27 protein-coding genes, 2 tRNA genes and 2 pseudogenes are annotated in these 22,880 nt (G+C 69.2%); 7 read left to right on the forward strand and 24 right to left on the reverse strand.

Annotation, left to right across the window (positions count from 1 at the left end; translation table 11 throughout):
• Positions 1–12 precede the first annotated feature (12 nt).
• From QZZ29_RS01245 to QZZ29_RS01255, 3 genes are all read left to right on the forward strand, one after another.
• On the forward strand, positions 13–681 hold the full coding sequence (locus QZZ29_RS01245) for an ABC transporter permease subunit (protein WP_291380756.1): 669 nt from the start codon (positions 13–15) through the stop codon (positions 679–681).
• On the forward strand, positions 678–1,409 hold the full coding sequence (locus QZZ29_RS01250) for an ABC transporter permease (RefSeq protein ID WP_291380758.1): 732 nt from the start codon (positions 678–680) through the stop codon (positions 1,407–1,409). Before QZZ29_RS01245 ends, QZZ29_RS01250 begins: the two co-directional genes overlap by 4 nt.
• Before the next feature lie 111 nt (positions 1,410–1,520).
• Positions 1,521–2,525, forward strand: coding sequence for a glycine betaine ABC transporter substrate-binding protein (locus tag QZZ29_RS01255; RefSeq protein WP_291380760.1), 1,005 nt, complete (start codon positions 1,521–1,523; stop codon positions 2,523–2,525).
• 59 nt (positions 2,526–2,584) lie between these two features.
• Here QZZ29_RS01255 and QZZ29_RS01260 read toward each other — a convergent pair.
• Positions 2,585–2,660 (reverse strand) — tRNA-Lys (locus tag QZZ29_RS01260).
• A gap of 104 nt (positions 2,661–2,764) precedes the next feature.
• Here QZZ29_RS01260 and bcp point away from each other — a divergent pair.
• Complete coding sequence (gene bcp, locus QZZ29_RS01265; protein WP_291380762.1) at positions 2,765–3,232, forward strand: thioredoxin-dependent thiol peroxidase; 468 nt, start codon at positions 2,765–2,767, stop codon at positions 3,230–3,232.
• A 21-nt stretch (positions 3,233–3,253) separates the two neighbouring features.
• Here bcp and QZZ29_RS01270 read toward each other — a convergent pair whose 3' ends face one another.
• Positions 3,254–4,381, reverse strand: coding sequence for an EAL domain-containing protein (locus QZZ29_RS01270; protein WP_291380763.1), 1,128 nt, complete (start codon positions 4,379–4,381; stop codon positions 3,254–3,256).
• A gap of 180 nt (positions 4,382–4,561) precedes the next feature.
• On the opposite strand from QZZ29_RS01270, the gene QZZ29_RS01275 reads away from it, so the two are divergent.
• Positions 4,562–4,643: transfer RNA gene (locus QZZ29_RS01275), tRNA-Leu, on the forward strand.
• Positions 4,644–4,712: 69 nt separating this feature from the next.
• Here the strand turns inward: QZZ29_RS01275 and trxA are convergent.
• Positions 4,713–5,084 carry a thioredoxin gene (gene trxA, locus QZZ29_RS01280; RefSeq protein WP_291380765.1) on the reverse strand — a complete coding sequence of 124 codons (372 nt, stop codon included), beginning with the start codon at positions 5,082–5,084 and terminating at the stop codon, positions 4,713–4,715.
• Positions 5,085–5,262: 178 nt separating this feature from the next.
• On the opposite strand from trxA, the gene QZZ29_RS01285 reads away from it, so the two are divergent.
• Complete coding sequence (locus QZZ29_RS01285; protein WP_291380767.1) at positions 5,263–5,808, forward strand: DUF4916 domain-containing protein; 546 nt, start codon at positions 5,263–5,265, stop codon at positions 5,806–5,808.
• A 46-nt stretch (positions 5,809–5,854) separates the two neighbouring features.
• Here the strand turns inward: QZZ29_RS01285 and QZZ29_RS01290 are convergent, their stop codons facing one another.
• The 21 genes and pseudogenes from QZZ29_RS01290 to QZZ29_RS01385 all read right to left on the reverse strand — a co-directional run bounded on the left by QZZ29_RS01290 (position 5,855) and on the right by QZZ29_RS01385 (position 21,624).
• Positions 5,855–6,292 (reverse strand): universal stress protein, encoded by a 438-nt coding sequence (locus QZZ29_RS01290; RefSeq protein WP_291380769.1) that lies wholly within the window; start codon positions 6,290–6,292, stop codon positions 5,855–5,857.
• Positions 6,289–6,915 (reverse strand): V-type ATP synthase subunit D, encoded by a 627-nt coding sequence (locus tag QZZ29_RS01295; RefSeq protein WP_291380771.1) that lies wholly within the window; start codon positions 6,913–6,915, stop codon positions 6,289–6,291. The genes QZZ29_RS01290 and QZZ29_RS01295 overlap by 4 nt, the downstream gene beginning before the upstream one ends.
• Positions 6,908–8,359: a V-type ATP synthase subunit B gene (locus tag QZZ29_RS01300; protein WP_291380773.1), complete on the reverse strand. Its 1,452-nt coding sequence runs from the start codon at positions 8,357–8,359 to the stop codon at positions 6,908–6,910. The genes QZZ29_RS01295 and QZZ29_RS01300 overlap by 8 nt, the downstream gene beginning before the upstream one ends.
• A gap of 1 nt (position 8,360) precedes the next feature.
• Positions 8,361–8,525 (reverse strand): annotated as a pseudogene (locus tag QZZ29_RS12730) (hypothetical protein); the annotation flags it as partial.
• Positions 8,458–10,101: pseudogene (locus QZZ29_RS01305) on the reverse strand (V-type ATP synthase subunit A); the annotation flags it as partial. The pseudogenes QZZ29_RS01305 and QZZ29_RS12730, both read right to left, overlap by 68 nt.
• Positions 10,089–10,613: a hypothetical protein gene (locus tag QZZ29_RS01310; protein WP_291380777.1), complete on the reverse strand. Its 525-nt coding sequence runs from the start codon at positions 10,611–10,613 to the stop codon at positions 10,089–10,091. The gene QZZ29_RS01310 and the pseudogene QZZ29_RS01305, both read right to left, overlap by 13 nt.
• Complete coding sequence (locus QZZ29_RS01315) at positions 10,610–10,843, reverse strand: hypothetical protein (protein WP_291380779.1); 234 nt, start codon at positions 10,841–10,843, stop codon at positions 10,610–10,612. The genes QZZ29_RS01310 and QZZ29_RS01315 overlap by 4 nt, the downstream gene beginning before the upstream one ends.
• A 7-nt stretch (positions 10,844–10,850) precedes the next feature.
• Entirely contained in the window at positions 10,851–11,288 is a 438-nt protein-coding gene (locus QZZ29_RS01320; protein ID WP_291380781.1) for an ATP synthase subunit C, read from the reverse strand.
• Positions 11,285–12,559, reverse strand: coding sequence for a V-type ATPase 116kDa subunit family protein (locus QZZ29_RS01325; protein WP_291380782.1), 1,275 nt, complete (start codon positions 12,557–12,559; stop codon positions 11,285–11,287). The genes QZZ29_RS01320 and QZZ29_RS01325 overlap by 4 nt, the downstream gene beginning before the upstream one ends.
• Positions 12,560–12,563: 4 nt before the next feature.
• A complete protein-coding gene (locus tag QZZ29_RS01330; protein WP_291380784.1) occupies positions 12,564–13,481 on the reverse strand; it encodes a hypothetical protein in 918 nt (305 codons plus the stop codon).
• A complete protein-coding gene (locus QZZ29_RS01335; RefSeq protein WP_291380785.1) occupies positions 13,478–13,912 on the reverse strand; it encodes a hypothetical protein in 435 nt (144 codons plus the stop codon). Before QZZ29_RS01335 ends, QZZ29_RS01330 begins: the two co-directional genes overlap by 4 nt.
• A gap of 82 nt (positions 13,913–13,994) precedes the next feature.
• Positions 13,995–14,606, reverse strand: a complete 612-nt coding sequence (gene rdgB, locus QZZ29_RS01340; RefSeq protein WP_291380787.1) for an RdgB/HAM1 family non-canonical purine NTP pyrophosphatase — start codon at positions 14,604–14,606, stop codon at positions 13,995–13,997.
• On the reverse strand, positions 14,606–15,331 hold the full coding sequence (gene rph / locus QZZ29_RS01345; RefSeq protein ID WP_291380789.1) for a ribonuclease PH: 726 nt from the start codon (positions 15,329–15,331) through the stop codon (positions 14,606–14,608). Before rph ends, rdgB begins: the two co-directional genes overlap by 1 nt.
• Positions 15,332–15,351: 20 nt before the next feature.
• Positions 15,352–16,128, reverse strand: a complete 777-nt coding sequence (locus QZZ29_RS01350) for an MBL fold metallo-hydrolase (protein ID WP_291380791.1) — start codon at positions 16,126–16,128, stop codon at positions 15,352–15,354.
• Complete coding sequence (gene murI / locus QZZ29_RS01355; RefSeq protein ID WP_291380793.1) at positions 16,125–16,931, reverse strand: glutamate racemase; 807 nt, start codon at positions 16,929–16,931, stop codon at positions 16,125–16,127. The genes QZZ29_RS01350 and murI overlap by 4 nt, the downstream gene beginning before the upstream one ends.
• Positions 16,924–17,547, reverse strand: a complete 624-nt coding sequence (locus QZZ29_RS01360) for a DUF2017 family protein (RefSeq protein ID WP_291380795.1) — start codon at positions 17,545–17,547, stop codon at positions 16,924–16,926. The genes murI and QZZ29_RS01360 overlap by 8 nt, the downstream gene beginning before the upstream one ends.
• A complete protein-coding gene (clpS, locus tag QZZ29_RS01365) occupies positions 17,544–17,831 on the reverse strand; it encodes an ATP-dependent Clp protease adapter ClpS (protein WP_291380797.1) in 288 nt (95 codons plus the stop codon). Before clpS ends, QZZ29_RS01360 begins: the two co-directional genes overlap by 4 nt.
• 50 nt (positions 17,832–17,881) lie before the next feature.
• On the reverse strand, positions 17,882–18,160 hold the full coding sequence (locus QZZ29_RS01370) for a DUF3039 domain-containing protein (protein WP_291380798.1): 279 nt from the start codon (positions 18,158–18,160) through the stop codon (positions 17,882–17,884).
• Positions 18,161–18,194: 34 nt separating this feature from the next.
• Positions 18,195–19,796, reverse strand: a complete 1,602-nt coding sequence (locus QZZ29_RS01375) for a hypothetical protein (RefSeq protein WP_291380800.1) — start codon at positions 19,794–19,796, stop codon at positions 18,195–18,197.
• A complete protein-coding gene (locus QZZ29_RS01380) occupies positions 19,778–20,542 on the reverse strand; it encodes an ABC transporter ATP-binding protein (RefSeq protein ID WP_291380801.1) in 765 nt (254 codons plus the stop codon). Before QZZ29_RS01380 ends, QZZ29_RS01375 begins: the two co-directional genes overlap by 19 nt.
• 119 nt (positions 20,543–20,661) lie before the next feature.
• Complete coding sequence (locus QZZ29_RS01385; RefSeq protein WP_291380802.1) at positions 20,662–21,624, reverse strand: calcium/sodium antiporter; 963 nt, start codon at positions 21,622–21,624, stop codon at positions 20,662–20,664.
• Between the two features lie 160 nt (positions 21,625–21,784).
• Here QZZ29_RS01385 and QZZ29_RS01390 point away from each other — a divergent pair, with 160 nt between their 5' ends.
• Positions 21,785–22,861, forward strand: coding sequence for an acyl-CoA desaturase (locus tag QZZ29_RS01390; RefSeq protein WP_291380804.1), 1,077 nt, complete (start codon positions 21,785–21,787; stop codon positions 22,859–22,861).
• Positions 22,862–22,880: the final 19 nt, after the last annotated feature.

Below are 22,880 nucleotides of genomic sequence, written 5' to 3' on the forward strand. Positions count from 1 at the left end.
AGGGTGGGGCAGATGGACGACGCCCCGCCCAATCCGTGGCTTTCCTGGCGCTACGTGGAAAGCAACTGGACCGAGTTGAGCCACCAACTCACGATTCACACGACGCTCACGCTCGAGGCCGTCGCCATTGCGCTCGCGATCGCCTTCCCCCTCGCGGTGCTGGCCCGCAATGTGCGGTGGCTGACACGCCCCATCTTGGGATTCACGGGCGTGCTCTACACGATTCCCTCGCTCGCCCTGTTCGCCTTGCTGGTCCCGTTCACCGGCATCGGCCGCACCACCGTGTTGATCGGGCTCGTGGTCTACGCGTTGCTCGTGCTGGTGCGCAACATCATCGCCGGGCTTGAGGGAGTGGATCGTGACGTGGTGGACGCGGCGCGCGGCCTCGGCTATTCGCGGTTGCGGCTGCTCTGGGGGGTCGAGATACCTAACGCCCTGCCGTCGATCGTCGCGGGCCTGCGCATCGCCACCGTCACCACGGTCGCACTCGTCACGGTGGGCGTCGTGGTCGGCTACGGAGGCCTGGGCCAACTCATGTTCCGCGGCTTCCAGTCCAACTACCGCGCGCAGATCGCGACCAGTGTGATCCTCTGCCTGGCGTTGGCGCTCGTGCTTGACCTCGCAATCATGGCGGCCGCGCGGGCGGCCATGCCATGGGCGCGGCGTAGGAGGGCGGCGTGAGCATCTGGGCCGAGGCGTGGGACTACATCTCCACCGGCGTCAACTGGACGGGAGAGCACGGGCTGACCCGGCCCACGTTCGACGGCGGCTGGAAGTTCGCGAACGACTCGATCTTCGCCCTGACGATCGAGCACCTGTACATGTCTTTCGCGGCCGTAGGCATCGCGGCGCTGACCGCACTGCCCCTCGGCATCGCGCTCGGCCATGTGCGCCGCGGTGGCGGCCTGACGGTCGCCCTGTCCAACGTCTCCCGCGCCATGCCCACACTGGCGCTGCTGACGCTGTTCGCCGCATCGGCCATCGGGTTCGGCAACCGCGCCGTCATCATCGCGGCCGCCATCTTCGCGTTTCCCCCGATTCTCACGAACGCATTCACGGGGATGGCGGACGTCGACGCCGACGTGCGGGAGGCCGCCTTGGGCCAGGGACTGACGCGTCTCCAGGTCGCCACGCGTGTGGAACTCCCGCTTGCCTGGCCGCTCATTGCCGCTGGCCTGCGCACGTCCGCGTCACAGACCGTGGCAACGGTTCCTCTCGCCGCACTCGTGGCAGGCGGGGGCTTGGGCGTGATCATCAACACTGGACTGGCCACGCAACGGCATGGGGAGGTGCTCGCCGGCGGCGCGCTGGTCGCCGCACTCACACTGGCGGTCGATGCTGGCATGGGCGCCCTGCAACGTCGGCTCACACCCGCGCCGTTACGCGCGACACCGCTGGTATCGGCCTAGTCCACCCGCGCCGCGGACGGCCCCGAAGCCTTGGCAGGAAGAGCAAGGGAACATTAAGCGTCCCAAGTGAGTTACTTCTCTTGACCGGTTTGACCACACACGAGGAGCATCATGCACACCCGTCTTGCACCCCTGGCGGCTCTCGCCACATCGGCCCTGTTCTTGGCCGGTTGTTCCGCAGGCACGTCGGATTCGTCCAGTTCCACCACCAGCGCGTCGGGCACCACGGAGCCCGCGACCGCTACCGCCCAGCAGTGCCTGCCCGTTCCGGGCGACAGCATCGTCGTTCTCGCTGACGACATGATGCTGCAGAACTCGGACAACATCGTCCCCGCCGTCAACGCGACGACCGCGGAGGACGGCGCGGTCATGGCGGCCGTCAACACGGTCTCGGCCGCCCTGGACACCCCCACCCTGATTCAGTTGAACAAGGCCGTGGACATCGACCGCCAGACGTCCGCAGAGGTCGCGGCGAAGTTCGTGACCGATGAGGGCCTTACCGCTCCGATGCAGGGAAGCGGCTCGACCGTCGTGGGCTCGGCGAACTTCTCGGAGAACATCACGGTTGCGGAAATCTATGCGGCCGTGCTGCGCGACGCCGGATATGACGCCACCGTGCGCACCATCGGCAACCGCGAAACCTACCTGCCCGCGCTCGTGTCGGGCGAGGTGGACGTGGTCCCCGAGTATGCCGCGACGGCCGCAGAGTTCATCAACCGTTCGCTCAACGGCGCCGACGCCCCGGCGGTGGCCTCCGGCGACATTGCGGTGACCAAGGCCGCCCTGGACGGATTCGCCGACTTCGGCGTCGTCTTTGGCGAGCCCGCTGCTGCACAGGACCAGAATGCGTTCGCCGTGACCACCGCGTTCTCCGACCAGTACGGCGTGACGTCACTGAGCGAACTTGCCGCCAATTGCGCCGGCATCTCGCTTGGAGGCCCGCCGGAGTGTCCGGAGCGCACCTTCTGCCAGATCGGCCTGGAGGAGGTCTACGGCCTCGACGTGACCGACTTCTCGTCGCTCGATGCGGGCGGCCCGCTCACCAAGACCGCGCTACGTCAGGGCGAGATCGCCGTCGGGCTGGTCTTCAGCTCGGACGGAGAGCTCGGCGCGTAGGCACCGATGAGCCCCAGCAAGCACGAAGGCCCGGTCCGCTTGGACCGGGCCTTCGTGTGTGGTACGCCCCCGGGGACTCGAACCCCGAACCCGCTGATTAAGAGTCAGCTGCTCTGCCAGTTGAGCTAGAGGCGCATTGTGTGGCGCGACCCACAACTTTAGCAGTACCCAAGGCCACCAAAGAAATCGGCGCGGCCCCCGCGGGGAATGGCGAGGCGCCGTGTGCGGTTGCTCTGACCATGAGCACTCGACTTGAGGCAGGCGCGGCTGCCCCCGACTTCACCGCCCCCACCGACACCGGTACCTTCACACTTTCCGACCACCGCGGCAAGAGCGTCATCGTGTACTTCTACCCGGCGGCCATGACCCCGGGGTGCACGACCGAGGCGTGCGATTTCCGTGACTCCCTGTCCGCGCTGCAGGCGGCTGGCTACGAGGTGGTGGGAGTATCCAAGGACTCTCCCGAGAAGCTCGCAAAGTTCCGCGCCAAGGAGGGCTTGAATTTCACACTCGTGTCTGACCCCGATCTTGAGATCCAGCACCTTTATGGCGCGTGGGGCGAGAAGTCGATGTACGGGAAGACGGTGACGGGGTCCCTGCGCTCGACCGTGGTGGTCGATCCGGACGGCAACGTTGCGCTCGCGCAGTACAACGTGAAGGCGACCGGCCACGTCGCGAAGTTGCGACGCGACCTCGGTCTGGACTGAATACCTGGAAGGCCTCAGAACCTAGGAAGCCAGGTCGCTCAGCTTGCCCAGTAGCCTGCGCAGGCTCACGATTCCGAGGAAGCGACCGGAGTCATCGGTGACGATGATGGGCGCGCCCGGCTCGTTGGCGGCGGCGCTGGTGCGCTGCGCGACCTCGGCCGGCGTGGAATTGACGTTCACGGTGAGCGTGGAAATCAGTTCCCCGGCGATGGCGGCGCCCGGATTGACCAGGCCCTGCGGATGCCGCTCGCTGTCCACAACCACCACCCAGTGACCGTCCTTGTCGCCCCACACGTGCGCCGTGCGCTGCTCCACGGGGATCGTCGGAACCGACTCGACGAGGCGGTGCATGGTGTCGCCAGCTTGGTCACTGAACGCCGCCAGCTGGGCGGAGACCTTCGGGTCCATATCCTCGAAATCGCGCGCCGGCCGCGCAAACAGATAGCCCTGGGCAAGAGGCACACGCATGTCGGACAAGCGCTTCGCGTCCGCGAGCGACTCGACTCCCTCGGCCACCACCCAGGCGTCCACGCGCGCCGCGAAAAGCCCAATCATCTCGACGAGCGCCACCTTGGCCTCATCGGTCGCGATGCCGTCCACAATGGCGCGGTCGAGTTTCAAGATGGACGGCCGCAAGTCGAGAATCTGCTGCAAACCCGAATACCCGGCGCCCGCGTCATCGACCGCGATGAGTGCGCCCTTGGTCCGCACCGCATTGATGTCGGGCTCCAAGTCGGCCCATTCCCACGCGGAGTGCTCGGTGATCTCTATCACCAGTCCCGTCAGGTCTGGCAGCTCGCTGAAGATGGCACGTACCAGAGGGTGGCGCAGCGAGTCTGATTCCACATTCACTGCAAGGAAGGTGTCTGGCGGCATCTCAGAGCGACGTGCGAGCGCCATGCCCAGAACGGTGGCCTCAAGCTCCGGTTGAAGGCCACGGGCCCTCGCACGGGCGAACCAGACATCAGGTCCGACGCCCGCGGCGTCTGGGTGGTCGAAACGCGCCAGCGCCTCGTATCCGACGACGATTCGCTGGTCGAGATCGATGATGGGCTGAAAATGGCACTCCACACCGTCGCCAGCGATCGCATCGTCGATCAACTGAGTCCACCGCGCGTCAGTGGCGTGCGTGCGGGCGGGGGTAGTCATAGACGCTCCCTAGCCGGTAGGTCGAGGTCGGGACGGGACAGCCCCACCATGGGCGCGCGGCACGCGACCACCAGGGACTGCTTGTTCACAATTCCTCTATCGGCACGCAAACGCACTTGTACAACGTTTGCATCAAATCGTGCCAAGTGCCGGGGAGCAACGGCGGTATCGTGGGCACGCGCGCGAGTGGCGAAACTGGCAGACGCGCTGGATTTAGGATCCAGTGTCTTCGGACGTGCGGGTTCAAGTCCCGCCTCGCGCACCGCCTCGCGCACAGCAACGGCCCGACACCTCACGGGGCCGGGCCGTCGTCGAAGACGTGAGCGGACCCCTAGTGCTCAGCAGCCTCGTGCTCGGCGATCTTGGCGCGAACATCGTCCATGTCGAGGGCCTCCACAGCGTCCACGAGCTGCTGCAGCGCGGGCGCCGGAAGCGCTCCTGCCTGGTTGAAGACCATGATGCCGTCGCGGAACGCCATCAGCGTCGGAATTGCGGTGACACCAAACTTCATGCCGAGTTCCTGCTGCGCCTCGGTGTCCACTTTGGCGTGCACAATGTCGGTCTTGGTCTCGGAGCTCGCCTCGAAGATCGGTGCGAAGTTCTTGCACGGACCGCACCACTCGGCCCAGAAGTCGACGAGGACGATGCCGTCCTTCGTGACGACCTCGTCAAACGTGCTGGTGGTCAGGTCGATCGTTGCCATGCTTTCCTTTCCTTCGGGCCGCGTGCCCGACTAGAGAAGTAACCGCACAACCCCTGGGGGGTATTCCCCGCAATTCTACGCCGACCGCAAACGGCCCGCCGGGGTGGTTCGCTGCCCCGATTGAAACTTCCACGGCGCGGGTGTTGGAAGGCGCCTCCGCAACCTGCACACTGGGGACATGACCGATATGGCCGAACTGCCCTCAGAGCCCACCGGTTGGCTTTCCGACCGCGAACTTGACCATGTGCGCTCCGAGATTCCCATCCTCTACGTCAACGTCGTGCCGGTCCGGACCAACGCCACGGGCGAGATCACGGAGATCGGGCTCCTCCTGCGCGCCGACGAGGGTGTCATGTCCCGCGCCATCGTGGCCGGACGCGTCCTGTTGCACGAGACCATTCGCGACGCGATCATACGCAACCTCGAGAAGGACCTGGGCCTTGCGGCAATGCCGCGTGTGCCGATCTCCCCCACGCCGTTCACCGTCGTCGAGTACTTCCCCACTGACGGCTTCGGCACCTTTCATGACTCGCGACAGCACGCGGTCGCCTTGGCATATGTGGTGGCCGTTGACGGCGACTGCGAACCCAGCCAAAACGCGCTCGACATCGTGTGGCTGACCCCCGAGGAGGCGGCAAGCGACGATGTCGTGGAGCAGATGGCGGGGGGCCAACACGTATTGCTGCGTCACGCCCTCGCGTATTGCGGAGTGCTGCCGGCCTAGCGGTTCGGCGCCCATTCCCGCAAAGTCACGGCGCGACGACGTCGCGTCACTGCGCGTGCGTCGGCACCACCAGCACCGGCACGGTCGCGAACTCCAGCACCCGCAGGGTCTCGCTGCCGACGTAGGGCAGCGCATGCCCCCGCCGGGAGACGCGGGCCAGCACGATGAGACCCGCGCCCACGGACGCCGCCTCCTCGAGGATCGCGACAGCGACGGCGCCCTCGCGACGGACACCACTGACCTCGACACCAGCGGATGCCCCCAGAGCGGCCACGTGCCGCAGTGCGGCGTCACCGGCCTGCTCACGACGGTGCCTGATGTCGATCAACACCTCACCCTCAGGCACCCGGCCGACGGGCCACGGCTCGAGGACGGTCACCGCATGCACCCGGGCGCCAAGGCGCTCCGCGTACTCCACGGCGACCGCCGCCGCCGCGAAGGCAGGCGTCGAGTCGTTCACCGCCACGAGCACGACCTCGATCATGATCCCTCCGATCGCGCCAACGACCGGGCGTCCGCTCCCGCCGCCCCGGCGGCCCACCGCAGCCGCAGGCTCTCCTCGAGTTCGAGGGCATCCTGCGCACGGCGGATCGCCTTGAGCCGGTCCTCAAGGCGAGGAATCCAGCGTTTCTCGACGGCATGCAGCCGACTCCGGGTGGCCGCCAGCTCCGCCGAGACGAGCTGCACCGCCCTGGTCGCCACCGCGTGCTCAACGGCGGCCTCCAGCGCCTCGGCGTGCGCCGCAACCGCGAAGGACAGGGCCGAACTGCCGCCCGCTGTCGCCGGCGGGATGCTCAGGCCCCGCGCCTCGAGCGGGAAGGCCACCCCCATCGCCCCGCCCCAGGCGACCTCGACCCGCGCCGGGACGAGCGGGGCGGTGGACGTGATCTGCGCACGCCCGTCGAGGGCCGCCGACCGCCGGAGCCAGGTCGCCGCGACTGCCGCCAGGTCCCGCCACTGGGCATCGGCGTGCGAGGCGACGATCTCGAGGCGCTCCAACTCGTCGGCGAGGATGCGCTGCTTGCGGTCGAGCAGGTCCGCACCGTGCCGAGCGACGGTCAGCCGACGCTCCAGCCGTACCCTCCCCGCCCGCCCGGTGTCAGTCATCGGACCCACCTTCCGCGCCGGTCGGCAGGTACTTCTCGAGCATCGCGAGCGGCAGCATTGTCAGCTCCTGCCGAGGCAACGCTGTGAGCGCCTTCCAGGCCCGGCGGAGCGAGTCCTCCATCGTGCGCAACTCGGTGTCCCCCTGGTCGAAGAGTTGTCGCTCGACCAGGTCACGGCAGGTGAGGTAGGCGCGGTCCGTCGCGCTCAGTGCCGAGACACCGACCAGTTCGCCGAGTTCGGCGGCCTGCCTCGCGCGGGCCATCGCCGCGAGGACCTGCGACGCGACGCCAAGATGGTCCTCGCGGGTGCGGCCAGCACCCGCACCGCTGCGCATCAGCCGCGAGAGCGACGACAGGACGTCGACGGGCGGGTAGACACCACGCGCCTGAACCTCCGGCGAGAGGACGATCTGACCCTCGGTGATGTACCCGGTCAGGTCCGGAACGGGGTGCGTGATATCCCCGGCCGGCATCGTGAGCACCGGCACGATCGTCACCGAGCCCTCGCGGCCGCGGATTCGGCCGCAACGTTCGTACAGCGTCGCGAGGTCGCTGTAGAGGTAGCCCGGGTACCCACGCCGGGCCGGGATCTCGCGGCGCGCGGCCGCAACCTCCCGCAGCGCCTCGGCGTAACTCGTCATGTCGGACATCACCACCAGCACGTCGTGCCCCTCCGCAAAGGCGAGGTGCTCGGCGATCGTCAGGGCAAGGCGCGGGGTGAGCAGCCGCTCGATCACCGGGTCGTCTGCGGCATTGAGGAGCAGCACGAGCTCGCCCGCAGCCGAACGCTCCTCGAGGCGGTCGCGGACGAAAGTGATGTCTGCGTGCGTCAGGCCCATCCCGGCGAACACGACCCGGAAGCTCGAGCCCTTGGCGGTCGCCTGCGCGGCGATCTGCGTCGCCAGCGCGAGGTGCGGCAGACCCGGGACGGAGAAGATCGGCAGCTTCTGACCGCGGACGACCGTCATGAGCGCGTCGATCACCGAGACCCCCGTGAGGACCGGGTCGCGCGGGGGTTCTCGCTCCACGGGGTTGAGCGGCCAGCCGCTCACCGGCAGGGACCGGTCGCACGTCACCGGCGGGCCGCCGTCGAGCGGCTCTCCGCGCCCGTTGCACACGCGGCCGAACCACTCGGGCCCGACGGGGATGCTGAGCGGCCTGCCGTCAAAGCGCACCCAGATTCCGCCCGGCACCATCCCGCCGGTGCCCTCCAGCACCTGGAGAGTCACCAGGTCGCGGTCCACCTCCAGGACCAGCCCGTGCCGCGGGCCGTCCGGAAGGTCGACGGTCGCGAACTCGTCCCAGCCGACTCCCTCGGCGGCGACAACGAGGAGCGGGCCGCGCAACTCCCGCACGTCCCCGTGCGCGACCTGGCCGAGCGGGGCACCCTCCGGAGGCGGTACCTGCTCCTGCGGTCCGGCAGTCGGTTGCTTCGGGTCGGTCATGTCAACGCCTCCAGCATCGCGATGATCCCCGCGCGGCGGCTGCGCACGCCCTCTGCGTCGCTCGGCCCCACTTCCTCGCGGGCACGCAGCACCGCGCCGAGGTCCGCTTCCTCGATGGTCGTCGCCGCCACGCCCTCCTCAACTCGGCGCTGACAGGCGTCGACGACGTCGAGCGCGAGGCCCAGCAGCGCAGCACCCTTCTCCGCCGAGCAGAAGGCATCGTTCTCGCTCAGGGCGTTCTGCAGGAGCACCCCGTCCCGCACCAGCCGACCGCCGAGCAGCACCACCCGTTCGTGCCCTGGCAGGGAGCCCGTGCCGATGATCTCCGCGAGCGAGGCGAGCCGGTCGGCCTCCGCGAGGAGGGACACCGCGCGGGCACGTTGCTGGGACCACTGGGGGTCGCCGTGCGCCGAGCGCCACGCCCCAATGGCCCCGACGTCACGTGCGAAGGAGCCGCTCCAACTCACGGCAGGGTAGTGCCGGGAGTACGCGAGGTCGCGATCGAGAACCCACAGCGACCGGACGAACCGCTGCGTATCCGTCGTCACGGGTTCGGTCATGTCACCGCCGGCGGGCGACACGGCGCCGATCACCGTGGTCGACGCAGCCGCTCCGCCGAGGGTCGTGACGCGCCCGGCGCGCTCGTAGAACGCCGCGAGCTCGGAGGCGAGGTTGGCCGGGTAGCCCTCCTCGGCCGGAAGGTCGCCGTTGCGATTGGCGAACTCGCGAAGAGCCTCGGCCCAGCGGGAGGTCGAGTCGGCGATGACGACCGCGTCGTAGCCCATGTCGCGGTAGAACTCCGCGACCGTGATGCCGGTGTGCACGCTTGCCTCGCGCGCCATCATCGGCATGTTCGAGGTGTTCGCGATGACCACTGTCCGGTCGATCAGGCGGCCGCCGGTGCGGTCGTCGTTCATCCGGGCGAGCTCGTCGAGGACGTCGGCCATCTCGTTGCCGCGTTCTCCGCAGCCGACGTACACGATGACGTCGGCGTCCGACCACTTCGCGATCTGCTGGAGCAGCAGCGTCTTGCCGGTACCGAAACCGCCGGGCACCGCCGCCGCCCCGCCGCGTGCGAGCGGGTAGACGAGGTCGAGGACGCGCTGCCCCGTGTGCAGCGGCACGACATCGCTCAGCCGTGCCCGGAACGGCCGTGGAAGGCGCACCGGCCATCGTTCGGAGAGCCGCACCTCCCTGTCGTCGACCCTGGCAATCACGTCGGTCGGCGCCCGCGGCTCAGGGCCTGCGATCCACGTCACGGCACCCGCGACCCCCCACGGCACGGTGACGCGGTGCTCGACGGAGCCGGAGTCTGGAACGGTGCCCAGCACCTGGCCGGGAGCCACGTCCGCTCCGACCTCGACGGCCGCGACGAAGGACCACGACCGCTCCTGTGCCGTGGAGACCCGTTGCGGGGTGAGCCAGACCGGGGCACCTGTCAAGGGGCGGAGCAGGCCGTCGAACGCCTGGCCCAGCAGCCCCGGCCCGAGCAGCCCGGACAGCACCTCTCCCGTCGCCGTCGCGTGGTGACCGGGAGTCAATCCGCCCGTGTACTCGTAAGCCTGAACCGTCGCGCACCCGCCGGAGATGCCGACAATCTCGGCAGCCAGGTCGTCCGGGCCAAGCCCGAGGACCTCGCGCATCGCGATGCCGTCGAGCCCCTCGACCTCGACCAGCGGACCGTTGACCCTGGTGACGGTCCCCGCCGGCTGGGCGACAGGGCCCTTCTCTACTGCGTCCACAGTTGCCTCACCTCCACGGCGTGCGCCTCGACCGTGGCGGCCGCGAGAACCGGGACCGACAGGTCGAGCCGTCGGCTGCCGACTTCACCGATCACGCCACCCGACGGGCTGGGCGTCACGGTGGCCTCCGGTCCGAGCGCCTCGTGGCAGCGCCGGGTGAGGTGGTCGACCCACGCCGTGTAGCGCCGCTCGCCGCGCATGCGCTGGACCGCCAGCACCACCTGGTCCACCAGCGAGCGGCGCAGCGTCTCCTGCTTGGCCAGGACCAGTTCGTTTGCCTCGCGCCGTGCCCTGGCCGAGCGCAGGGCCGCGGCGGCCTTGGCCCCAGCCGTCCCCTGGGCTTCCGCATCGGCGACGACCTCATCGGCCCTCTGCTGCGCCGCGGCGAGGACAGCCTCGACCTCCTCCGCCGCCCGCGACTTGATCTCTTCCGCCTCCTCCCGCGCGTCGGCGCGCAGCGCCTCCCGCAGCGGGTCCAGCGCGACGAGCACCTCCTCACGCAGCCCCTTCACGGCATCACCACCCCCATCGGCGCGCCGGGCGCCATCAGCTCCGCCCCGAGCGCTGCCGCGGCACGCGGGGTGAGCACCACCGCGCTCACCTCCGTCGGCAACGCCCCCCAGGCGCGGAGTACCTCGGAATCGGACTCCGCGGGAAGCACAAGGGCGCCAGCGAGCCCGTAGCCCTCGACGAGGGCCCGCTCACCAAGTGCGGCGACGATGCCGCTCACGACGTCCGCCATCAGGACGTCATGCCTTCCCGATGAGGATCATCGCTACGACGAGCCCGTAGATCGCGATTCCCTCGGCGAGCCCGACGACGACCATTGCCCGGCCGAAGATCTCCGGCCGCTCGCTCATCGCCGCGAGCGCGGCCGAGCCGGTGTAGGCGACGGCGAATGCCGCGCCGATCGACGAGCCTGCCACCGCGATCGCTGCCGCGATGAGGGCGGAGCCACCGATGCCCGCAGGGGCCGCCGACTCGGCCGTCACCGCCGTCGCAGTGACCGCCGCGGCCGCGGGGCCCGAGCCGAGCGCGCTCATCAGCAGGATAACCGCGCCGACTAGGACGATCGCGTCGATGCCGAGCACCACGGCGAACCCGGCTCTGCCGCGTCGCCGCAGCAGGACCACCGCCGCCACGGCGAGCAAGGCAACTGCCGGAATGCCGATGAGCCAGAGCGTCATGATTCTTCTCCTTGAGCAAGGCTGCCCTCCGGCAGCGTCGGTGCCCAGGGACGGAACGGCCGCCCCTCGGACTGGAAGATGCGAGAGAACAGTTCGTAGTACTCCAGGCGCAGCGCCTGGATGCCCGCGACCAGCCCCTCCAGCGCGAACGTCACGACGTTGCCGACGACGAACAGCACCACGGCGGCGACCGCGCGCCAGCCCGGCCCCCACAGGCCCGTGGTCCCGTCCCAGACGATCATCAGCAGGGCGCCGTGGGTCAGGCCAAACGCGGCCAGCCGAGCGAAGGAGACGACGTTCGACCCGAGCCGCACGACGGTGTCGAAGAGCTCGACGACCGACTGCATGACTCCTGATCCCCCGCCGCCTGACTCGATAAACAGCCCCGTGAAGACCAGGACGAGCGCGGCGATCGCCACCACGACTGCCACCACGACGACCGGGCCGAGGCCCGCGACGAGTCCCCAGGTCAGCAGGGCCGTCGAGGTGAAGAGCGCGGAGCCAGCCACGCCCGTCCGGGCGTACAGGGCGTAGCCCCAGCCGCCCTCCCGCACGCGGTTGACCGTCCCGATCCCGTACGAGATGGCGAGCAGCACGGCGCCGAACCCGACGGCCGCGATGAGCAGCGTGATCGGGCTCTCGAGCGGGTCGAGCCACACGACGGGGATCAGCCCCGTAGGCCCGAATGCCTCGCCGTAGAGCACGCCAAAGAACATCGCGGCGAGCCCCGCGCCCGCAACGAACGCCCAGGTCCTGGCCAGGGCCGCCAGGCGCCCCGACCGGCGCCCGCGGAGCGCCAGGCCCATGGCCAGCAGGATCGCCCCGTGCCCGAGGTCGCCGAACATGATCCCGAACATCACGACATAGGCCAGTCCCGCGAGCCGCGAGGGGTCGACGTCCGCGTAAGGGACCGTCGCGTAGGTGTCCACAAGCGTGCGGGAGAGCCGCGGGCTGCGGGACACCGACGCGGTCAGCAGGGTCGGCGGTTGCACGCCGCGAGGGTGCCCGATCGGGACGACGGCGGCACCGTGCTGGCCGAGCGCCGCCTGCAGTGCCGTCAAGTGCCTGCTCGGCGTCCACCCGACCAGCCCGGTCAGGGTCCCCGACCGGATGGCCGCCTCCTGAGCACGGTCAATCTCGCCGGCATCCGTGCCCGGCGGGTACGGCAGGTCAAGCTCGACCGTTCCGCTTCGTGCGACCTCGACGAGCATCTCGCGGCACGTCGGCTCGGTTGCGACGAGCGCGACCCGTTCCATCCGGACCGGGCTCAAGTCCTCACGCCACGGCATCGAGCACCTCGCTCCCGCCACCGGCCTCTGCGGCCGCCAGGGCGGCGCGCACCCGCCAGGCGTCTATCCCGAGCACGACGATCGCGCCGAGCACCACCGACGGTCCCGGCATCGCCGTGCGCAGTAGCCCGAAGCCGTCGTCCTCGACCGCGTTGACGGCACGCACCTCGGCTCGCCACAGGTCCGTCGGCCGATCGATCCCCTCAAGCACGCCGCGGAGGGTCACCGGCAACACGGCCCGCAACTCCGCCAGGTCGGCGGCCTCAGCCCAGGCGTCCCCGATCAGCGGTCGGACCAGGCGACGCAACCGGTCAGACGGCCGGGCCCCGTCGACGAGGACGAGTCGTCCCGCCATCAGGGCGGCGGCGGTCGACGCCCACGGCCTGGCCTGCGGTGCAGCAGCGGCGAGCTCCCGGAGCCAGCAGATCCGCAGCACATCGGCCAGGTTCGCCGGACCGCCCTCACCCGGGTCGCCCCAGCGCGAGCGCCGCAGCGCCGTGTCGAGCTCTTCGCGAGAGTTCGAGCCGCGCAACTGGGGCCAGGCCGTTGCCAGCGCTCCGAGAGCGTGCTCCGGTCGCTCGGGGCCACCGTCGAGATGCCGGGCCAGGTCCAGGATGTTCTCCCGCTCGAGACCGGCCGCCGCGGCCCGCACGAGGCGGGTCCCGCTTGCCGGGAGCCAGCCGGCGAGCACCCGCAGCTGCCACAGCACCGCGTCGGCCGTCGCGCGCTGCGCCTCCTCAAGCCCGCCCTCCTCGGCAAGCTCGGCGTACCCGGTGCCCTCGAGATCCTTCAGGGCTTCGGCGATACTGCTCCGCCCGGCGATCCGACGACAGGCGCCCGCCCCCACCCGGCGGCGGGCCATCGCCCGCGCACGCACCGATGCGGCCACCCAGTCGGCGTTCACGGCAACGTCCCCGTCCCCGGGTCGACGAGCGCCTCCGCCAGGCGCGAGGCCAGGGCCTGGGCCCTCCCTTGCCCAAGGGCCTCGATGTGGGCGACCTGCTCGTGGGCATGTGCCAGCCGGGCGGCGTCGCCGGCGGTCGCCTCGTCGTAGACCGCCGACGCAGCTCCCGCGCGGGCCGCGTCAGCCCGGAGGTGAGCCTCGGCCAGGAGGGCAGCGGCGTGCTCGTGCGCGGCATCGATGCTCGAGCGTGCGGCGTTGCGGGCCGCAGCCACCTGCTCGGCGCAGGCGGCGACCTCCGGCTCGAGGGCGGCGAAGACCGGCGCCAATTCGCTGGCGGGACCCATGTTGTCGACGGCGGGCACACCCACCACCCCGACGGAGCCGGGCGCGCCCGCGGGGCGGAACCGGTCGAGAATGCTGAGCAACGTCATGAGACGCCTCCGCTTCCCATCGTACGGACGGGGAGGGCCCCGAGTGGGGCCCTTAGCCCCGGTGTCGCGGACGTGCCCAGGGTCAGAGCACCGCGAGACGCGCGGCCAGGGCGGCGAAGGCCTTTCCCCGATGCGAAATCGCGTTCTTCTGCGCGGCCGTCAACTCCGCCGCCGTCACGTCATAGCCCGCGGGAATGAAGATCGGGTCGTAGCCAAAGCCGCCGCCGCCAGCGGCCTCACGCCCGATGCGCCCCTCCATGCGACCCTCGCGCACCACCTCGTGTCCCTCGGGCGTCACGAGCGCGGCGGCGCACACGAACGCGGCGCCGCGGTGGGCGTCGGGGATGTCTTCCAACTGCGCGAGCAGGAGACGCACATTCTGTTCGTCGGCCCCGTGGACGCCAGACCACAGCGCCGAGAAGATGCCCGGCGCCCCGCCCATCACGTCGACCGCCAATCCGGAGTCATCCGCCACGGCCGGCAAACCGGTGGCAAGACACGCGGTGCGCGCCTTGACGAGCGCGTTATCAGCAAAGGTCACGCCGTCCTCGACGGGAGGGGGCACGTCGAAGTCGCTCGCCGAGGCAAGATCGGCCGAGGTCCATCCTGGCAGCAGCGGCTCAAGGATGGCCCACACCTCGTCGCGCTTGTGCGGGTTGTGACTCGCAAACACGAGCCGAGGTGCCGTGGCCATTACAGGCCCAGGGCGGCCGCCTGCAGGCGCGCCAGTTCGGCGTTGCCCGACGTCGCCAGTTCGAGCAGATCGTCCAACTCGGCCTTGGTAAACGCCGCGCGCTCCGCGGTTCCCTGAACCTCGACAAATTGTCCACCGCCCGTCATCACCACGTTCATGTCGGTCTCCGCACGCACGTCTTCCTCGTAGGGCAGGTCGAGCATGGGCGTGCCGTCGATGATGCCCACCGACACGGCGCTCACCGAGCCTGACAGCGCTGCAGCGTCGGCGGGAATCGCGCCCTGCGCCTTGCCCCACGTCACCGCGTCCGCGAGCGCCACGTAGGCTCCCGTGATCGCCGCGGTGCGGGTGCCGCCATCCGCATCGAGGACGTCACAGTCCACCACGATCGTGTTCTCGCCCAGGGCCTTGACGTCGATGATCGCGCGCAGGGACCGGCCGATCAGCCGCGAGATCTCGTGCGTGCGGCCGCCAATCTTGCCTCGCACCGACTCGCGGTCGTTGCGCGTGTTCGTGGCGCGCGGAAGCATCGAGTACTCGGAGGTCACCCAGCCCTCTCCGGAACCCTTCTTCCAGCGAGGCACGCTCGCCGTGAACGACGCGGAACACAGCACGCGCGTGTGACCGAACGTCACCAGGCAGGAGCCCTCGGCGGCGCGTTGGAAGCCGCGCTCGAAGGTTACCGGGCGGAGTTGGTCAGGGTTGCGTCCGTCGAATCGAGTCATGCGACGAGCCTAGCGCCGGCTCAGACCTCGAACACGCGGCCGGGCCTGGCCAGCGTCGCGTCCGCATGCTCTGCACGGGCCTGCTCGAGCGTTCCCCACACGCTCGCCCACGGAGGGATATGAGTCACCACCAGGTGCCGCACTCCCGCCCGACTGGCGACCTCCCCCGCTTGGGCGCCCGTCAGGTGGATTCCCCGCGGATTCTCGGCGCGGTCGGCCCAGCCCGCCTCGGCGAGCAAGAGGTCGGCACCCGCGGCCACCGCGACCACCTCGTCAGACAGGTCGGTGTCCCCTGTGAAGACCAGGGTCGCCGGAACGCCGGACTCGGACGGCCCCTCGATGCGATAGGCGAGCGCGGGGACGGGGTGCCACGCGCGTGCCGCGGTGACGGTGAACGGCCCCAGCGACCGGCTCTCACCCGGTGCGAGGGCGGACCATGCGAACGGCGCCAGCCCGGCATCGTCACTCGAGCCCTCCACCTGGCGTATCCGCTCGTCGATGCCCTCCGGCCCCCACAGCGGAATGGGCGCAAGGTCGGTACCCTGCGCAGGGCCATAGCGGAGCAGCACCGACAGCGACGCAAGGTCGGCGCAGTGGTCGGGGTGGCCGTGGCTGACGAGGATGCCATCAATCGTGGCGGGATCGACGATGGCCTGAAGCGGGCCGACCGCGCCCGCGCCAAGGTCAAGCAGGAGGCGCCACGTGCGACCGGCGAAGTCCGCCTCGAGCAGGTAGCTGGACGCGGGCTGGTCCGGGCCGGCGACGGAACCGGCGCAGCCGATGATCGTCAGCCTCATGCGCGCAACGGTTCCACGATGCGGACAATCGGTCCCAAGAAACGCTGGGCGAGCACCTCGAAAGACTCGGTGGGTCCCGTCGCGTAGAAGTGGTGGTCGGGAGGCTCCGTCGATTGGCGCTCGAGTCCCGCGGCCGCGAGCGCGCGGTAGACATCCATCGCGGTCTCCGTGGCAGAGTCGACGAGCGTCACTTGCTCGCCCATCACATACGACAAGGCGCCTTGCAGCATCGGGTAGTGAGTGCACCCCAGAATGAGGGTGTCAACACCCGCCTCCTGGAGCGGAGCCAGATACTCGCGGGCGACGGCGATCACCTCGGGGCCGGAGGTGATTCCCTGTTCCACGAAGGACACGAATCGGGGGCAGGCCTGGGATGTCACGCGCACGCTGGGGGCCGCGGCGAGAGCATCGTCATATGCGCCCGACGTGATGGTGGCCACCGTGCCGATGACGCCGACGCGGCCCGACCTGGTGAGGCTCGCGGCGCGTCGCACCGCCGGGACGATCACCTCCACCACCGGCACGCCGCGTTCGCGCGAGAAGCGCTCCCTGGCGTCACGGAGCACCGCCGCGGACGCCGTGTTGCATGCGATGACCAGGAGCTTCACGCCGTCCTCCACGAGCGCGTCCATGATCGTGAGGGCGTGCTCTCGCACTTGAGAGATCGGCAGGGGCCCGTACGGCCCATGAGCCGTATCGCCCACGTAGTGAATGGACTCGTGCGGCATCATGTCCATGATCGCGCGGGCCACCGTCAGGCCGCCCACTCCCGAGTCGAAGACACCGATCGGCGCGTCAGACATCGTCCCTCATCACGTAGGTCATCAAGGATTCCTGAAGCCACGACAGCGCCTGGTACAGCATGCCCAGCCAGATCCTCTCCGGATCGACGGCAAGGTTCGAGGCATCACCCGTCGCCACCGCGCGCTCGGCCATCTCGAGCTCCCGATGCAGCGCTTCCGCGTCCTCGTCCGTGTCGAGCCCGAGCCGGGCGGCCAGCACGAGCCGCACATCTGTCAACGCCGCCGCCGTGGCCATCGCCTGATCCGCTGCCACTTCCCACTCGGGGCCGTCCTCGCTCAAGGCGCGCCACATCACCCTCAGGCGATCCACCTTGGTGGCGCGCAACTCCGGTTCGGTGAGGCGGCGGAACTCGTCCGCGACTTCGCGGTCGGTGGGAGCGGCGTTGGGAAGAATCCGTAGCACGGCGGGATCCTCAGGGTCGCTCAGCGCCGCTTCGAAGCCGCGCAAATGCCGGAACAGCTCCTCTTCGGCATCTTCGTGCTGCTCGCGCTCCATGCCGAAGGACTCTCCGTCGAGCAGCAGGCCCACGTCGGCGATGACGCGCGCGACCACGGCGCGTTCCTCGGAGTCCAACTCCGCCACGGCGACGTCGCCCCGGGCCTCAAACCCTCTCACCGGCCGCTCCGCTGCATCGTCGCCCACAGGCCAAAGGAGTGCATCGCTTGGACGTCGACCTCCATCTTCTCCCGACCTCCGGACGAGACCACGGTCTTGCCTTGGGTGTGGACCTCGCGCATCCGCGCCTGCGCCACCGCGCGTGGCCATCCAAAGTAGCTCTGGAACACGTGGGTCACGTAGGACATCAGGTTGACCGGGTCGTTCCACACGATCGTCACCCACGTATCGTCCAGTCGCGATTCGACGACGACATCGGTGGAGCCTTGCTGCTGCGTGGACACCCCACCAGGGTACGGCCGTGCAGCACTGTTCACGGGGCAGGAATCGCGCGTCAGTCGGCCGAGGGGTCGTCCGAACCGTATGCGGCGTCCAGAATCTCCTTGCACGCGGGGCACACGGGGAACTTCTTAGGGTCACGGCCGGGGGTCCACACCTTGCCGCACAGCGCAATCACGGGTTCGCCCGTCATGGCCGATTCAAGAATCTTCTCTTTGCGCACATAGTGGGAGAATCGCTCGGCGTCGCCTGGCTCCACCGCTTCGCGCTCGCGCGTACGTTCGATGGTCGACAGGGAGCCGCCCGTGGTGGGCGCGTCAGTAGTCTCGCTCATGACCCCATCGTAGGGCGTGCGGCCCGGAGCTGCCTTAAGAAATCATTCCGATCAGGCGACCCTGGCGTCTCTCGTACAGCGCACCGGCGATGCGGGTCCCGCCCCACACGCCGCCGACGCCACACACCACAGCCACCACCGCCGACACGAACCACCACGGCCCGCCCCACGCGAAGGCGGCAACCAAGGGGGCCACCACGATGGGGACGGCCACCCCGGTGACGAGAGACGACGCCGCTTGGGCGCCAAGGCTCGCGCCGATCGAGCCGGTCTCCGCGCCAAACGGACTCTCGCCCGGGGCGGGAACCCGATAGGGCAGCAGGATCGATGACACGGCGGCGATGCCGAGGCCGACTCCCAGCACCCCGATCGCGACGAGCGACACCGACGGCAAAGCCGCCCAGCGTCCCGTGACACCTGCGGCGACGAGGCACATCGCCGCCACTGCCGGCATCGCCCATCCCGCCGTCGCAAGCAGTCGCCCCCGAGTCATCTGGGCGCCGCGCACGCCGGAGACGATGTCGAGCCACACGGCCGAGGAGTCGTAGGCGAGGTCGTTGTGACGACCCCACCCGATGGTGACTGCCAGAACGATGGGCACAGCGAACAGCCACGGCCCGCGCGAACCCAGTGCGGCCACCGCGACGCCACCCAAGAACGTCGGCATGGCCACGGCGCCGACCACCTGGGCGACATATCTGGGGTCGATCCGCCACGACCTGGCGGAGCGCGCGAGCACGGCGCGCGTGGTGGACGTCGCTCGCCACCCGGGGATCCTTCGCTCCACGGCGGCGAGGATGTTGTCGCTCGTGCGCATGGGTCCTCCCGATCGCGATACCGGATTCACGAGCGAGTGCTCCACCGCGGAACGCCACGCCGCCAGCAGCGTCACGAGCCACGCCGCCACCATCGCGAGTCGCCATACGGCGCCCCACGGGTTGCCCATCGCCACGGCGCTTGGCGCCGCGAATCCGGCCGCCCACGGCGTGCGGGCAAGCGCCGTTAACGCCGTCGCAACCTCGCCGCCGAGGAAGGAATCGAGGCCATCGGCGCGCACCACGGAGATCGTCGCACCCACCAGCGCGAGCGCGGCGATCGCGAGTCCAGCCAGCACCGCCTTCGCGGCGCGCGTCGCGAGCAAGCGGGTGGCCCACAGTGCCGCCAGCCGCGCGGACGCGACCCAGGTCGCCAGCGACAGAGCCGCGCCCACACACGCGACCACCAGGACCCATGTCGTGTGGGCCTCTCCCCTCCACGCAGAGGCCATGACGGCCGCGACGGCGGCGAAGAAGAGGGCGGGAACAGTCGTGAACGCGGCGGCGACGATTCCCGGCATGAGACGGCGCGGAGGTATCCCCCACGGCGCGAAACGCGCGGGGTCGAGCGAGTCGTCCACGCCGGTCGCCAGCAACGGCACCGCGACCCAGGCAAACGCGAGAAGGGTTCCAACGGCCACCAGCGCATCCTGCTTGATGTCGGGGGTGCGCGTGCTCAGCGCCAGGCTCGCGAACAGCAGCGACGGGATCAGGGAAACCGACCAGATCGCCCCCGCCGCAACAAACAGGAGCCGCCACCGATCACGCTGGAACTGGTGGCGCACGATGCGCCACCTGAGGCTCAGGATTGTTGCAACCACCACAGGTCCCTCTGCTCACTGGTCTCGCCCACCAGTTCCACGAACCGCGCCTCCAAGTCGCCGGTCCCGCGCACGTCATTGAGGATGCCCTCGGTGAGGATGCGGCCGGCACCGACGATCGCGACCCGATCACACAACCGCTCCACGAGAGCCATGACGTGAGACGACATGACGACGGTGCCTCCCGAGGCCACGAAGGCTTGGAGGATGGAGCGGATTGCGGCGCCTGACACGGGATCAACCGCCTCGAACGGCTCGTCGAGAACGAGCACCTTGGGCGCGTGCACGAGCGCGCACGCGAGGCCAACCTTCTTGGCCATTCCCGCCGAGAAGTCGGCGACTAGAGTTCCCGCCGCACTCCCGAGGTCGAGCGCAGCCAAGAGGTCATCACGTCGCTCCCGCACCACCGCAGGGTCCAGACCGCGCAACACCCCCGCATACGAGATCAGCTCTCCGCCGGTGAGTCGGTCGAAGGTGCGCAGCCCATCGGGTAGCACCCCAAGCATCGGCTTGGCGACGTCCGGGTACTGCCACAGGTCCACCCCGTGGACGAACACCTGACCCGCGTCGGGCGTCAGAAGCCCCGTCGCAATCGACAGCGTGGTCGTCTTTCCGGCCCCGTTGGGGCCAAGCATCCCAAAGAACGAGCCAACGGGGATGTCAAGGTCGATGCCATCGACCGCCTGAGTCTTTCCAAAACGCTTGCGTAGGCCCCTCAACGCGAGGGCGGGGACGTCGAGCGACATGGCGTCAGCGTAGCCCGCAGCCGGACCAAAATCACGATGCGGGTGCGATACCCCACTCCATACGGAAGACCGGAAGCCGGCGGCGGGTTCGTGGGCACGTTCTCGCGCAAGGGCGAGCGTCAGGCGGTGGCGAGCAGCACGCCCAGGTACGTGACAAAGGCGGCGACCAGCACTCCGCCCTCGATCCGTGTCACGCGACCCTTGCCCACGGGCCAGATCGCGAACACCACCAGCGCCACCGTCAGTCCAAGCACCACGGGCAGGTCCCGGGTGATGAGCTCCGGCGGCACCGCGGCGGGAGTGATCAGCCCTGCCAGCCCGATCACGCCAAGGGTGTTGAACAGGTTGGAGCCGATGATGTTGCCAAGCGCGAGGTCGTTCTCGCCCTTGCGTACCGCGGCAATCGACGACGCCAGCTCGGGCGCGGAGGTTCCGATGGCGACGACGGTGAGGCCGATCACGAGATCCGACCAGCCGAGTCGTTCGGCGATGCCGACGGCACCCCAGACCAGAACTCGTGACGACATCACCAGCAGCACGATCCCCACGACAAGCCACATCCATGCCGCTCGCCGCGTGAGGTGGTGTGACTCTGCCTCCACCCCAACGTCATGCGCGAGTGCGTCGTCGGCCACCGACCGGGACTGCCAGATTGACCACCCGACCAGCGCGGCGAGCACCACCACGAGCACCACGGCGTCGAACCTCGCCAATTCCCTGTCGAGCATGAGGCCGCCGGCGAGGCAGGTCACGCCGAGCAGTACTGGCAGCTCCTTGCGCACAATGCCACGGTGCACCAGCACCGGAGTGAGCAGCGCCGTCACCCCCAAAATGAGGCCGATGTTGGCCACATTCGACCCCAGGGCGTTGCCGAGCGCGATCTCGGGTGCCCCGGTAGCGGCGGCGAACGCGGAGACCACGAATTCCGGGGCGGAGGTGCCGAAACCGATGACGAGCATGCCGACGAGTAGCGGGGCCATGCCCAAGTAGCGGGCCACCGCCACAGCACCATCGACAAAGCGGTCGGCGCTCCACGCGAGAGCGGCCAGGCCAACGAGCGTGGCTGCGATGGCGATGCTCACCGGTCGAGATTACCTGGAGACCGCGTATCCCCCACAGGAGGGGTATTTGCCGAACACCGGTGACGGGAAACCTACGCTCACGTAGGGTGAAGCCAGTCGCGCCGCGCGCGTGGGCTCCAACCGCAGGTGGCAAGCCGCCTCAAGACACTTTAGGAGAGGCATGACTTCCACGTCCCAATCCACGTCCCAGGCGCATGTGAACCACGTGACCCGCTCGTTCACCGAGTTGGCGTCCACCGTGCGCGACACGGGCTTGCTGGCCCGCTCCTACCTGTTTTACGCGATCTATGGCACCATCTTGACGCTTGCGATGGGCGGCGTGATCACCGGAATCATCCTGCTCGGCGACTCCTGGTTCCAACTGCTCATGGCCGGCGCGTTGGCCGTCGTCCTCACCCAGATCGCCTTCCTCGGACACGAGGCTTCGCACCGCGCGATCTTTGTGTCTGGGCCCGCGAATGACCGCGTGGGTCGCCTGCTGAGCACCCTGGTGGTCGGCATCAGCCACCAGTGGTGGATGAACAAGCACTCGCGTCACCACGCAAACCCGAACCAGATGGGCAAGGACCCCGACATCGCGAGTGACACCATCAGGTTCACTGAGGCAGACGCGGCGACGGCTACCGGCATCGTGAAGTCGATCGTGAAGCGCCAAGGTTGGCTGTTCTTTCCGCTTCTCACCATGGAGGGGCTCAACCTCCACTACCGGTCGGTCGTCTCACTCGCCACCCAGGGCACGCGCCGTCAGAAGTGGACGGAGCTTCCTGCGATCGCACTGCACTTTGGCCTGTACCTCGTCCCCCTGTTCCTGTTCCTGCCGCTCGGCATGGCCTTCGCCTTCCTCGGGGTCCAGATGGCCGTCTTCGGCGTGTACATGGGAGCGTCGTTCGCGCCCAACCACAAGGGCATGATGATCGTTCCCGAGGACGTCAAGATGGACTTCCTGTCCAAGCAGGTGCTGACCAGCCGCAATATCCGCGGCGGATGGACCATGTCGATCCTCATGGGCGGGCTGAACTTCCAGATTGAGCACCACCTGTTCCCCAACATGGCTCGCCCACACCTGTTGCGCACCAGGGAGATCGTCCGCGAATACTGCTCCAAATTGGATCTGCCTTACACCGAGACATCGCTCGTCGCGTCCTACGTGATCGTGGTCCAGTACCTCAACCGCGTCGGTCTCGCCGCGCGTGACCCGTTCGATTGTCCCGAGCGCGTCGCTCTCGGACGCGGCTAAGAGGCACTGACCTGGGGTG

This window comes from Demequina sp., from assembly GCF_016278765.1.
Taxonomy (GTDB): Bacteria; Actinomycetota; Actinomycetes; order Actinomycetales; family Demequinaceae; genus Demequina.